At 66.5% G+C, this 12,545-nt stretch carries 13 protein-coding genes; 6 read left to right on the top strand and 7 right to left on the bottom strand.

What is annotated here, in order from left to right:
* Positions 1-8: 8 nt before the first annotated feature.
* The 7 genes from hypE to QZ656_RS16260 all read right to left on the bottom strand — a co-directional run bounded on the left by hypE (position 9) and on the right by QZ656_RS16260 (position 7,367).
* Positions 9-1,058: a hydrogenase expression/formation protein HypE gene (gene hypE, locus QZ656_RS16290; protein WP_291994381.1), complete on the bottom strand. Its 1,050-nt coding sequence runs from the start codon at positions 1,056-1,058 to the stop codon at positions 9-11.
* Positions 1,055-2,209 (bottom strand): hydrogenase formation protein HypD, encoded by a 1,155-nt coding sequence (gene hypD / locus QZ656_RS16285; protein WP_291994380.1) that lies wholly within the window; start codon positions 2,207-2,209, stop codon positions 1,055-1,057. Before hypD ends, hypE begins: the two co-directional genes overlap by 4 nt.
* 164 nt (positions 2,210-2,373) lie before the next feature.
* Complete coding sequence (locus tag QZ656_RS16280) at positions 2,374-2,643, bottom strand: HypC/HybG/HupF family hydrogenase formation chaperone (protein ID WP_291994379.1); 270 nt, start codon at positions 2,641-2,643, stop codon at positions 2,374-2,376.
* A 13-nt stretch (positions 2,644-2,656) separates the two neighbouring features.
* Positions 2,657-4,960, bottom strand: a complete 2,304-nt coding sequence (hypF, locus tag QZ656_RS16275) for a carbamoyltransferase HypF (protein ID WP_291994378.1) — start codon at positions 4,958-4,960, stop codon at positions 2,657-2,659.
* Between the two features lies 1 nt (position 4,961).
* Positions 4,962-6,017, bottom strand: coding sequence for a hydrogenase nickel incorporation protein HypB (hypB, locus tag QZ656_RS16270; protein WP_291994377.1), 1,056 nt, complete (start codon positions 6,015-6,017; stop codon positions 4,962-4,964).
* 14 nt (positions 6,018-6,031) lie between these two features.
* Positions 6,032-6,373 carry a hydrogenase maturation nickel metallochaperone HypA gene (hypA, locus tag QZ656_RS16265; protein WP_291994376.1) on the bottom strand — a complete coding sequence of 114 codons (342 nt, stop codon included), beginning with the start codon at positions 6,371-6,373 and terminating at the stop codon, positions 6,032-6,034.
* Positions 6,366-7,367, bottom strand: a complete 1,002-nt coding sequence (locus QZ656_RS16260; RefSeq protein ID WP_291994375.1) for a nickel-dependent hydrogenase large subunit — start codon at positions 7,365-7,367, stop codon at positions 6,366-6,368. The genes hypA and QZ656_RS16260 overlap by 8 nt, the downstream gene beginning before the upstream one ends.
* 172 nt (positions 7,368-7,539) lie before the next feature.
* On the opposite strand from QZ656_RS16260, the gene ccmA reads away from it, so the two are divergent.
* From ccmA to QZ656_RS16230, 6 genes are all read left to right on the top strand, one after another.
* Positions 7,540-8,181 carry a cytochrome c biogenesis heme-transporting ATPase CcmA gene (ccmA, locus tag QZ656_RS16255; RefSeq protein ID WP_291994374.1) on the top strand — a complete coding sequence of 214 codons (642 nt, stop codon included), beginning with the start codon at positions 7,540-7,542 and terminating at the stop codon, positions 8,179-8,181.
* Between the two features lie 8 nt (positions 8,182-8,189).
* Positions 8,190-8,858 carry a heme exporter protein CcmB gene (gene ccmB / locus QZ656_RS16250; protein WP_291994373.1) on the top strand — a complete coding sequence of 223 codons (669 nt, stop codon included), beginning with the start codon at positions 8,190-8,192 and terminating at the stop codon, positions 8,856-8,858.
* A 202-nt stretch (positions 8,859-9,060) separates the two neighbouring features.
* The gene (ccmC, locus tag QZ656_RS16245; RefSeq protein ID WP_291994372.1) at positions 9,061-9,810 is read left to right on the top strand and encodes a heme ABC transporter permease CcmC; all 750 of its coding nucleotides are present in this window, start codon (positions 9,061-9,063) and stop codon (positions 9,808-9,810) included.
* A gap of 4 nt (positions 9,811-9,814) precedes the next feature.
* Positions 9,815-10,033 carry a heme exporter protein CcmD gene (gene ccmD, locus QZ656_RS16240; RefSeq protein ID WP_291994371.1) on the top strand — a complete coding sequence of 73 codons (219 nt, stop codon included), beginning with the start codon at positions 9,815-9,817 and terminating at the stop codon, positions 10,031-10,033.
* Positions 10,030-10,509 carry a cytochrome c maturation protein CcmE gene (gene ccmE, locus QZ656_RS16235; RefSeq protein WP_291994370.1) on the top strand — a complete coding sequence of 160 codons (480 nt, stop codon included), beginning with the start codon at positions 10,030-10,032 and terminating at the stop codon, positions 10,507-10,509. The genes ccmD and ccmE overlap by 4 nt, the downstream gene beginning before the upstream one ends.
* Before the next feature lie 24 nt (positions 10,510-10,533).
* Positions 10,534-12,537, top strand: a complete 2,004-nt coding sequence (locus QZ656_RS16230; protein ID WP_291994369.1) for a heme lyase CcmF/NrfE family subunit — start codon at positions 10,534-10,536, stop codon at positions 12,535-12,537.
* Positions 12,538-12,545 lie beyond the last annotated feature (8 nt).

Genomic DNA, 12,545 nt, shown 5'->3' with positions numbered 1-12,545 from the left:
GTCCCGGCTTAGCAGATCCGCGGCAACTGCTCGCCGGTCAGCCAGTCGACGATCCGCCGGCCACCGAAACTGGTGGTCATCTGGACGAAATGGTGGGCGTCGGCATGGACGCTGCCGATCACCGCGGCGTGCACACCCAGGGGATGCGCGCGCATCGCCGCCAGTAGCGCATCGGCGTCAGCGGCGGCGACGATCGCCAGCAACTTGCCCTCGTTGGCCACATAGAGCGGGTCCAGGCCGAGGAATTCGCACGCGGCGGCGACCTCGGGCTGCACCGGGATGGCGCTTTCCTGGAGCATCATGCCGACGCCCGACTGGCGGGCGATTTCGTTGAGCGTCGTCGCGACGCCGCCGCGCGTCGGGTCGCGCAGCGCGCGGATCGCCGCGCCGCTGGCGCGCATCGCGGCGATCAGGCCGTGCAGCGCCGCGGTATCGGAAACGATCTGCGCCGCGAAGCCGATACTTTCGCGTTGCGCCATGATCGCCATGCCGTGCTCGCCGATACTGCCGGAAACGATGATCTGGTCGCCGACGCGCGCGCGGTCGCCGGAAAAGTCGTCGCCATCGGCGACGACGCCGACGCCGGTAGTCGTGATGTACACGCCGTCGCCGGCCCCCTTCTGGACGACCTTGGTATCGCCGGTGACCACCGGCACGCCGGCAGCGCTCGCCGCGCTGGCCATCGAATCGACGATCCGCGCCAGATCGGCGAGCGGAAATCCCTCCTCGAGAATGAAGCCGGCGGCCAGATAGAGCGGCGTCGCGCCGAGCACGGCGACGTCGTTGATGGTGCCGTTGACCGACAGGCAGCCGATGTCGCCACCGGGAAAGAACAGCGGCGAAACGACGTGCCCGTCGGTAGACATCACCAGCCGGCCCGGCGGCATCGGCATGACGGCGCCGTCGTTACCCTGGCGCAGGTAGGAATTGCCCAGCCGCCGCGCGAACAGTTCGTCGATCAGCTGCGCCATCGCCCGGCCGCCGCCGCCGTGCGTCATGTCGACGACGCCATTCTTGAAGTCCAGCGGCCGCACGTAGCCCTGGCGCACGCCACTCACGACGCCACCGCCAGATCGGCAAAGCGGCCGAACGAGTAATGCGCCGCGCAAGCGCCCTCGGACGACACCATGCACGAACCAATCGGGTTTTCCGGGGTGCACACGCTGCCGAAGATGCGGCACTCCTGCGGCCGCTTGACGCCGCGCAGGACGGCGCCGCACTCGCACGCCGGATGATCTTCGACCGCCTGATAGTCGACGCCGAAGCGCCGCTCGGCGTCAAACTCGGCGAATTCACGGCGGATGCGCAGTGCGCTATACGGCAGTTCGCCGAGTCCCCGCCAGGCAAACGAGCGCCGCAACTCGAAGACTTCAGACACCAGCTGCTGCGCCTTGCGGTTGCCGGCACGCGTTACGGCGCGCGAAAACTGGTTTTCGACCAACGCCCGGCCGGCGTTGACCTGCTTGATCAGCATCAGGATCGCCTGCATCACGTCGAGTGGTTCGAAGCCGGCGATGACCACCGGCTTGCGGTACTCGTCGGCGAAGAACTCGTAGGGCCGCGTACCGATGATCGTCGACACGTGCGCCGGGCCGATGAAACCGTCGAGCGGCAGCGTTCCCCAACGTCGGACTTCGGGCGACTCGAGGATGCTGGCGATCGCCGACGGCGTCAGCACGTGGCAGCAGAGCACCGAGAAATTGCGCAGGCCGAGCGCCTGCGCCTGCTTGATCAACACCGCCGTCGGCGGCGTCGTCGTCTCAAAGCCGATGGCGAAAAAGACGACCTGCCGCTCGGGGTGTTGCTGCGCCAGCGCCAGCGCGTCAGCGCCCGAATAGAGCATGCGAATCTCGCCGCCGCCGGACTTGCCGTTCAGAGCGGCTTTCGCCTTGAGCAGCGACAGCCCACCCGACGCCGGTACGCGCAGCGGGTCGCCGTAACTGCACAGGCTGACGCCGGCTTCGCGCGCCAGGCGAATCGCCATGTCGATGCGGCCGACCGGCAGCACGCAGACCGGGCAGCCGGGACCATGAATCAGACGCACGCTGGGCGGCAGCAGGTCGGTCACGCCATAGCGGGCGATGGCGTGCGTATGACCGCCGCAGAACTCCATGAAATGGTAGTCGCGATCGTCACGCGCCGCCTGCCGGATCGCGGCGGCCAGGCCAGTCGCCAGTTTGCCGTCCCGGAACTCGTCGATGAACCTCATCGACGGCAGCCCGTAGTTCTCGATGAAAGCATTCCCCGCCCCCCAAGCTGTGCTGCCATGCCGCGTCAAACAACGTTAATGTGAAAGTCGCGTACGCGACTCACGAATCTCCCGTCTCCCCTTGCGGGAGAAGGGCCAGGGGAAGAGGGAAACGGTCATGACTTTCATGATCTGGGGTATCTCAACATGTCATGACCGTTAGGCGATGTCTCCAGAGCCGCCTGGCCGAGTTCGGCAAACAGCGCCAGCGTCTTTTCGGCCTCTTCCGGATCGAGCCGGGTCAGCGCGTAGCCGACGTGCACGATGACGTAGTCACCGACGGCGACGTCTTCGACCAGCGCCAGCGAAATTTCCTTGCCGACGCCGGCGACGTCGATCCGCGCCTGCTCGGCAGGCAGCAGCTCGACGATTCGGCACGGCAGCGCAAGACACATGCTAGCCGTCCGCCTAATGCCGCGCCAGGTGCTGCAAGGCCACCCACGCCTGACCGAGGCTCAGGCCGCCGTCGTTCGGTGGCAGCTGCCGCGCTTCGATGATGCGCATGCCTTGCGCGCTGAGGCGCGCACGCAGACCGCGCACCAGGACCTGGTTGAGGAAGCAACCACCGCTACCGACCACCACCTGTTCGCCGGGAACCAGGACGCGCAGCCAGTCACCCAGCGCCGCGATCAGCGTCGCGTGAAAAACAGCGGCGCCACGCTCGGCATTCTTTTCGTCGGCCAGAACCGCCAGCAAGGGCAGCAGATCGAGGCGATCGCCGGCGATCTCCCAGCCCATGTCGAGCGGCAAGACGTCGCCGTAGCGCTGCGCCAGCCCCTCCAGCAGCATCGCCGCCTGGCCCTCATAAGCCATCACCTGGGTGATCCCGAGCAGGCCGGCAGCGGCGTCGAAGAGGCGGCCCATGCTCGAAGTCGGCGGGCAATTGACACCGCCGCTGAGCATCTGCGCGACGGCCGGAGCTGCGTGCTGCGCCGCAAAGCGCTCGGCGATCTCGCTGCCGCGGCCCAGTCGATGCAGTGCCGACGCGGCCATTCGCCAGGGTTCAGCGGCCGCGCGGTCGCCACCCGGCAGCGCCAGCGGCATTAAAGAGCCGAGGCGCTGGAAACGCTCGCCATCGACCCGCAACAGCTCGCCACCCCAGGCCGCGCCGTCGCTGCCGATGCCGACACCATCGAGCGCCAGGGCCAGCGTCCGACCCTGGATAGCGTGTTCGGCGAGTATCGCGGCGGCGTGCGCGTGGTGGTGCTGGACGCCGAGCAAGGGCACGTTCCAGCGCTGCGCGCACTCGGCCGCAAAATGCGTCGAGTGAAAATCGGGATGCAGGTCGTGCGCGACAATAGCCGGGTCGACGCCCAGCATCTTCACCATTTGCACGACGTTCTCTTCGAGAAACTCGCAGACAGCCGCGTTGTCGAGATCGCCGATATGCGGCGACACGAAGGCCTCGTCGCCGCGCGTGACGCAAATGGTGTTCTTGAACCAGCCACCGACGGCCAGCACCGAGGGCCCGGCAAGCGGCAACTTGATCGCCCGCGGCGTGTAGCCACGCGCCCGCCGAATGAACTGCAGGCCACCGCTGGTGATGCGCGCGACGCTGTCGTCACAGCGATTGACGATCTCGCGATCGTGCATCAGGAAGGCGTCGGCAATACCGTAGAGCCGCAGCAAGGCTTCGCTGTTGCCGATCACCAGGGGTTCGCCACCGGGGTTGGCGCTGGTCATGACCAGCGCCAGATCCTGTGCTCGCTCGATCCATCCCATACCCGGCGGACGCTTGGCTGCTTCGTGAAAGAGCAGGAACTGCAGCGGCGTGTACGGCAGCATGACTCCCAGCCAGGCCAGCCCGGGGGCCACACCGGGCAAGGCGGCGTCGCAATTGGCGCGCTTGCGGATGAGGATCGCCGGCCGCGTGGCCAGCGTCAGCAGACCCGGTTCGCCAATCCCCATCTGAACGAAAGTGGCCGCCGATGGCGCGTTGGCGAGCATCACTACAAAGGGCTTTTCGTCGCGTTGCTTGCGTTCGCGCAGCAGCGCGACGGCGACCGCATTGCGCGCGTCGCATACCAGGTGGAAACCGCCCAGGCCCTTGATGGCGACAATCTTCCCCTGCTGCAACAAGGCCAGCGCGCCGGCGATCGGATCGTCGGGCAAGGGATGTCCTTCGCCGTCGAGCAGGAACAGCTGCGGCCCACACTTCGGACAGCAGTTGGCCTCGGCGTGAAAGCGCCGGTTCTCGGGCTGCCGGTACTCGTGCTGACACTTCGGACACATCACGAAGGGCTTGAGGCTGGTGCGCACCCGGTCGTACGGCAAACCACGGCTAATCGTATAGCGCGGCCCGCAGTTGGTGCAGTTGGCAAAGGCGTAGCGCCAGCGCCGGCTGCTGGGCTCGAAAACTTCTGCCAGGCAGTCGCGGCAGACGGCCGTATCGTGCGCGATCATCGTCGCCGCGCGGCCGCTGCGACTGTCGACGATCACGAAATCGTGGCCAGTATGTCCTGCCGGTGCCGCGTCGCGAGTAACCACGGTATTGACCTTGGCCAGCGGCGGCGCATCGTTGCCGAGCCGGTCGATAAGACTTTGCACCTGCGCCGCGGCACCGCAAACCTCGATTTCGACGCCGCGAGAGTCGTTGCGAACCCAGCCGGCAAGACCCAGTTCCTTGGCCAGCCGCCAGACGAAGGGGCGAAAACCAACACCCTGAACAACGCCGCTGACGCGGATGTTCTGGCAAACCGTGTTCCCACTCATTTCAGGGCCTCCGTCCATCGCCAGCGAGCCGTTCTTCAAGTTCGACGATCCGCCGCCGTAGGGCCGCGATCGTCGCCGTTTTCTTCTCCTGGCTGGCGGCGCAACCCGCGCTCAGCCAGTCCAACCACTCGTCGAAGCCCGCGCCGGTGGTCGCCGAGAGCTGGATCACCTGCAAGCCCGGATTGACGCGTCGAGCGTAGGCGATCGCCAGATCGCTGTCGAAAGACACGTAAGGCAGCAGGTCGATCTTGTTGAGCAGCATCAGCGAAGCGGCGTGGAACATTCCAGAATACTTGAGCGGCTTGTCTTCGCCCTCGGTGACCGACAGGATCACCACCTTGTGCGCCTCGCCGAGATCAAAGGCCGCAGGACAGACGAGATTGCCGACGTTCTCGATCAGCAGCAGCGAATCGTCGGCCGGCGCCAGCTCGTGCAGCGCGTGCCCGACCATGTGCGCGTCCAGATGGCAACCCTTGCCGGTGTTGATCTGGACCGCCGCAACGCCGGTGGCGCGGATTCGTTCGGCGTCGTGACTGGTTTGCTGGTCGCCCTCGATCACCGCCATCGACAGCTTTTCCTTGAGCCGCTCGATGCTGCGACACAGCAGGCTGGTTTTCCCCGAGCCGGGGCTGGACACCAGGTTGAGGGCAAAGATCCCCTGCTCCTCGAAACGACGGCGATTCTGCGCGGCATAGCCATCGTTCTTGGCCAGGATGTCGCGTTCGATCTGCAGCATCCGCGAGGGGGTCATCGCTGGCGCTTCGGCAGCGGTGTCGCCGTGCGCCGGCGACGGCGCGTGCGCCTCCTGGTGCGAATGTTCATGGCCATCGGCGTGCCGGTGGCCATGCCCGTGCCAGTGGCCGTCGCCATGCTGATGACCGCCGTCAGCGCCGGCAACGGCACGGTAGCTCACCCCGGCGTGCCCGGCGCGGCCCGGCTCAAGCGCCGGCTGTGGCGGCGCATGGCCCTGCTGGTGGTGCGCGCCGTCCGAGTCGTCCGCCAGACGCTTTTCGCCGATGCGAGTCTCCCCGGCACCGCAACCGCATGTCGTACACATCTCCTGTCTCCTTATTATTCAACCTCCAGCTCCTTGACCCGCATCTCGGTACCACCGGTCGCCTGCACCGGGTACCCACCGCAGGCTGGGCAGGGGTCGTAACGAGCCGCAAGCGGCACCGTCTGATGGCAATTAAAACATAAACCTTCGCCGGCTACCTCGACTACGTTCAGAACAGCACCTTCGGCCAGCGTGCCGGCGATTACAGCGTCGAAACAGAAACGTATCGCCGCGGGTTCGACGGCCGAAAGTTCGCCGATTTCGACGAAGACCGACCTGACACGGCGAAAGCTCTGCGCCCGCGCCGCGTCCTCGACAATCTGCAGAATGCCCATGGCCAGCGACATCTCATGCATCCTCGAGTTCCTTGACGAGCACCTCGCAGGGCACGCAGGGATCGAGCGACAAGGCGACGCGACGAGCCGCCTGCTCGGCTTCGGCACGCGTCCGCGCCGCGCGGCCGCGGATCTCGTGGACAAAAGCGCCCTGCGGGTGGAAGTTCCACTCGGTCGGCGCGACGATGACGTAGCGTGCGACGCGCTCGCCGGCGAGCTCGATGGCGTGCAGCAAGGTGCCACGAGCCGTTTCGACGCGCGCCAGCCCACCGCCTTCGGCCAGTTCTGCCGCGTCGAGCCAGGTCGCCAGGCGCGCCGGCTCGACGAGTCCCTGCGCCAGCCAACGCAAATCGGCGTAGCGCGCGGCCAGACGCGCCTGCAAGCGTTGCCCGCCGTTGAGCAGCGCCGCCACCGCGCGATCTTCGGCGTGCCGCGCCAGCGCGCCGGTCTCGGCCACCTGCCCAGCGAAGGTGGGCAAGCCGACAACGGCCGCCGCGACCAAGTGCGCGCGCCATTCGGCAGCCGTCAGGCAGGGCAGCAAGGGCACCGCGGCGTGCGTCGTTCGAGCGTCGGCTAGCGGCAGCTTCTCGTCATCCAGCCAGGCCGCCAGACGCGCTCCGAAAGCCGCCGCAGTCGCCTCATCGACGACCGCCAGCAGGCCTTTGCGCCAGCTCAGGAACTCGCTTTGGCGAACCGGCTGGGCGCACAGTTGTGGGCAGTCGAGCAACAAGCGCCACAGGTGCTCGCCGATTGCTTCGCAGGCGACCGCCCGTGCCAGTACCGCGCTGAGCGCAGGCGCCGGTCGCTGACCGCGCGCGGCGTAGCACGCCAGACGCGCCGCCGCTTCCTGCGCGCAACGGCAAATGCTGAACACGCGGGGGACCACTTCGAGAACGCGCGCGACCGGCAGGCCGCGCAGCGCACGCGCCGCCGCTGGCCGGGTCGAAACGACGCCGGCGGCGACAATTTGCCGCCGGTCCCAGCTCAGAGTCAGCTGCAGAACACCCTGTTCCACGATCACCCTCCGCGAAGATTTCTCGCCACCATAGCAAAAGCCATTGAATCGATTTTGATTTCGGTCAATCCGCGGCTAAACTGCCGCGTTCACAATACCGCCTCGGCGGCTTCTGGCCGCGGCCGTTGCCTGCCTCGGTCTGCCGCAGTCTTTTCCCCGGATCCCCTCGTGCATGCTTGAAGCTTCAAATCTGGAATGCGTACGCGGCGAACGCCGGCTGTTCGCCGACCTCAGCTTTCGGCTGGCCGCTGGCGAAATGCTCTACCTGCAGGGCAGCAATGGTTCGGGCAAAACCAGCCTGCTGCGCATGCTCTGCGCGCTGACGCCAGCGGCCAGCGGCGATATTCGCTGGCGCGGTAGGGCGATCGGCAAGCTCGGCGAGGAGTTTCGTAGCGAACTGTGCTACCTCGGACACCTCAACGCGATCAAGGAAGAATTGACGCCGCTCGAAAACCTGCTGTTGGCGGCGCAACTGGCGCAGGAGTCGCTCGACCACGATGCGGCGCTGGACGCGCTCGAACTGGTCGGGCTGCTGGGCCGCGAGGACCTGCCCTGCCGCTACCTTTCGCAGGGGCAGAAGCGGCGCGCCGCGCTGGCCCGTCTGGTCAACGAAAGACGCGCGCTGTGGGTCCTCGACGAGCCCTACGTGGCACTCGACGCGGCCGCCGTCGAACTTGTCGCCGGACTGATTGGCGCGCATCTGCAGCGCGGGGGACTGGCCGTCCTGACCACTCACCAGGCGGTGCCGGTAACCGCCGGAACGGTACGTGAACTGTCGCTTGACGGCGCTCATGCAACGTCCGGCTGGGGCTAGCTGAAGCGATGCTGCGAGCTCTCCGGGCGGTGATCGGCCGCGACCTGCGATTGGCCATGCGGCGGCAGGCGGACATCGTCGCGGCGATGTTCTTCTTCATCATCGTCGTCAGCCTGTTCCCGCTCGGCGTCGGGCCAGAACCCGATCAACTGCGGCGGCTGGCGCCGGGCGTGCTGTGGGTCGCCGCGCTGCTGGCGACGATGCTGTCCCTGCCACGGCTGTTCGCCGACGATCACCGCGACGGCACGCTCGAACAATTGGCGCTGGCGCCACAGCCGCTGGGCTTGATCGTTCTCGGCAAGGTCATCGCGCACTGGCTGGTCGCCGGACTGCCGCTGGTCGTGCTGGCGCCGGTGCTCGGCATTCAGTTCGATCTGCCGAGCGACGCGCTGGCGGTACTGACGCTGTCGCTACTGATTGGCACGCCGGCGCTGTCCGGAATCGGCGCCATCGGCGCGGCGCTGACGCTGGGGGTGCGCGGCGGCGGCGTGCTGTTGTCGCTGCTGGTGCTACCGCTGTACATCCCGGTGCTGATTTTCGGCGCTGGCGCGGTCGACGCCAGCGTCAGCGGCCTCGGGCCGCAAGCCCACTTGTCGCTGCTTGGCGCGCTGGCGCTTGGCGGCGTGTTCTTCGCGCCGTGGCCGACCGCGGCGGCTTTGCGAGTGGCGCTGGAATGAAGGCGATTCGCAAGCCGCCAGACGGCGCATCGAAAATGCTCGCGCCAGCACTTGCGGTAGAATCGCGAGTTACCGTGCACAGCGTCACCGCCTGATTCATTGTGGAAAGCCTCATGTATCCCAGTAGCACCATTCTTTCTCGAGCGTATCCGATCAGCACTGCCGCGACCCAGCGGCGCGCACCGACGCCCTTGGCGCGGCGATGAGCAACGGCTTGATCAACTGGTTCAAGTACGCCAGTCCGCAAAGCTTCTACCCGCTTGCCGGCAAGCTGATCCCGTGGTTCTGGGCGCTCGCCGCGTTGTTCGGCGTCGCCGGACTGAGCATCGGCTTTCTGCTGGCGCCGACCGACGCGCAGCAGGGCGAGGGCTACCGGATCATCTTCCTGCACGTGCCGGCGTCTTGGCTGTCGATGTTCATCTATCTGGTGATGGCCTTCTGGGCCGGCCTCGGGCTGGCGTTCAACATCCGCCTGTCGGGAATGATGGCCTCGGCACTGGCGCCGACCGGCGCGCTGTTCGCTTTCCTCTCGCTGTGGACCGGCGCCCTGTGGGGCAAGCCGATGTGGGGAGCCTGGTGGGTCTGGGATGCGCGCCTGACGTCCGAGCTGATCCTGCTTTTCCTGTATATCGGCTTCATCGCCCTGCAGGCGGCGATCGACGACCCGCGCCGCGCCGACAAGGCCGGCGCGATCCTGGCGCTGGTCGGCGTCGTGAACATCCCGATCATCTATTTTTCGGTGAAGTGGTGGAACACCCTGCACCAGGGTGCTTCGGTCAGTCTGACCAAGGCGCCGAGCATGGCCGCGATGATGCTCTGGGGGATGCTGCTGTGCGCGCTGGCGTGCTGGATGTACAGCATTGCCGTCGCCCTGATGCGCGTGCGAACGATCATGCTCGAACGCGAGCGACACACCGATTGGGTGCGCGCGCTGCTCACCAACCAGGAGTAAGAACGTGCATTGGAACAGCTTTGGCGATTTTCTGGCGATGGGCAACCACGGCCTCTACGTCTGGGGCTCGCTGCTGGTGATGGCGCTGCTGATGGTAGCGGAACCGACCCTGGTGTTGCGTGGTCGCAGGACACTTGTTGAACGTTTGCGACGCCAGTACCGTGCCGAGAGCGGCGAAGCCAGCCGATCGCGCAGCGCCGCTGGCCGCAGGAGAAACGATTGAAACCTCGTCACAAACGCCTGGCGCTGATCGTCGGCGGTCTGGTCATTCTTGGCGTCGCCGCGATGCTGGTGCTCAATGCCTTTCAGAGCAATCTGGTGTTCTTCTTTTCGCCGACGCAGGTCGCCGCCGGTGAAGCACCCAGCGGCAAGAGTTTCCGCATCGGCGGCATGGTCAAGGAAGGCTCCTTGCAGCGGCAGGCCGACGGCGTGACGATGCGTTTCGTCGTCACCGACACCGACCAGGAGATGACCGTCGCCTACCGCGGCATCCTGCCGGACCTCTTCCGCGAAGGCAAAGGCGTCGTCGCGCAAGGCAAACTCGGCGAAGGCGGCATCTTCGCCGCCTCCGAGGTGCTCGCCAAACACGACGAAAACTACATGCCGCCGGAAGCTGCCAAGGCCGTCGGCGACGCGCACCAGCGGGCGGCGGCCAACAAGGCCGCGGCAGAAGCCGCCAGCAAGACCGTCACGCAATAACGCGGACCTACGGACGATACGCTCATGATCCCTGAACTCGGCAATTTCGCGCTCATCTTGGCGCTCTGCGTCGCGCTCACGCAGAGCACACTGTCGCTGCTCGGCGCCCACCGCAACCAGCCGCAATGGATTGCCCTGGCCCGCCCGGCGACGATCGCGCAGGCGCTACTGGTGGCGGTCGCTTTCGCCTGCCTGATGACCGCTTTCGTGCAGAACGACTTCTCGGTGATCTACGTCGTCCAGCATTCGAACACCCTGTTGCCGCTGCAGTACCGAGTCGCCGCGCTGTGGGGCGGCCACGAAGGCTCGCTGCTGTTGTGGGTGATGATGCTGATGCTGTGGGCACTGGCGGTGGCGCTACTGTCCCGGCAACTGCCCGACCACATGGTCGCCCGCGTGCTTGGCGTTCTCGGACTGCTGACCGCCGGCTTCCTGCTCTTCATTCTATTCACCTCGAACCCCTTCGACCGCCTGCTGCCGGGTGCCGAAGAGGGGCGCGACCTGAACCCGCTGCTGCAGGACCCTGGCCTGATCTTTCACCCACCGATGCTGTACATGGGTTACGTCGGCTTTTCGGTGGCCTTCGCCTTCGCCATCGCCGCCTTGCTCTCGGGTCAGCTCGACGCCGCCTGGGCACGCTGGTCGCGACCGTGGACCACCGCGGCCTGGGTCTTCCTGACACTCGGTATCGCGCTCGGCTCGTGGTGGGCGTACTACGAACTCGGCTGGGGCGGCTGGTGGTTCTGGGACCCGGTCGAAAACGCGTCGTTCATGCCGTGGCTGGTCGGCACGGCGCTGCTGCACTCGCTGGCGACGACCGAAAAGCGCGGCAGCTTCAAGAACTGGACGGTGCTGCTGGCGATCTCGGCGTTTTCGCTGTCGCTGCTCGGCACCTTCCTGGTCCGCTCGGGCGTCCTCACTTCGGTCCACGCCTTTGCCACCGACCCGCGCCGCGGCATCTTCATCCTGGCCTTCCTGGTCACGGTCATCGGCAGTTCGCTGGCATTGTTTGCCTGGCGGGCACCGAAGGTCGGCCTCGGCGGTCGCTTCGGCCTGTTCTCGCGCGAGTCGCTGCTGCTGACCAACAACGTGCTGCTGGTCGTCGCCTGCGCGTCGGTCTTGCTCGGCACGCTCTACCCCTTGCTGATCGACGCGCTGGGCGCCGGCAAGCTGTCGGTCGGGCCGCCCTACTTCGACGCCGTCTTCGTGCCCCTGATGTTGCCGGCGGCATTCCTGATCGGCGTCGCCCCCTTTGCCCGCTGGAAGCACGCCAGCGTCGGCGAAATAGCGCGCACGCTGCGCTGGGCGTTTCTGGCGGCAGCGCTGGTCGGCATCGGCACACCCCTGCTGCTCGGCGAGTGGCAGCCGCTGGTCGCGCTGTGCCTGCTGCTGGCGACATGGATCGTTCTCAGCGCCTTGCTCAACATCTTCAAGCGCGTGCAAGCGACGCGCGCCGGCCAGCCGTTCATGCGCGCCGCGGCCAGGCAACCGCGGAGCTTCTTCGGCATGCATCTGGCGCACATCGGCATTGCCGTATTCATCATCGGAGTAAGCATGGTCGGCGCTTACCAGGAAGAGAAAGACGTCAAGATGGAAATCGCCGACACGGTCAACGTCGGCGGCTACACCTTCCGCTTCAACGGCGTTCGCCAGCAGCAGGGGCCGAACTACCGGGCGCTGGTCGGCGAAATCGACCTGATCAAGAACGGCGTCCAGGTCCGGAAGATATTTCCCGAGAAACGCTTCTACGTCGCCTCGTCGATGCCGATGACCGAAGCGGCGATCGATACCGGTTTCCTGCGCGACGTCTATGTCTCGCTTGGCGAGCCGATCGACAAGGCCAGACCCGAAGCCGCGTGGGCCGTTCGCGTCTACTACAAGCCCTTCGTCGACTGGATCTGGGGCGGCTGCTTACTGATGGCGATCGGTGGCTTGATCGCCATGAGCGACCGCCGTTACCGGATCAAGGCGCGCGCCAGCGCCGCCAGCGCGCCTCTGGCCGGCGCATCGCTGCCGCAAAAAGCCTGAGGAATTGG

Source organism: Candidatus Accumulibacter sp. ACC003, from assembly GCF_907163085.1.
Taxonomy (GTDB): domain Bacteria; phylum Pseudomonadota; class Gammaproteobacteria; order Burkholderiales; family Rhodocyclaceae; genus Accumulibacter.
The sequence above is the reverse complement of the archived record's forward strand: the minus strand, read 5'-3'. Positions and strand labels throughout refer to the sequence as shown.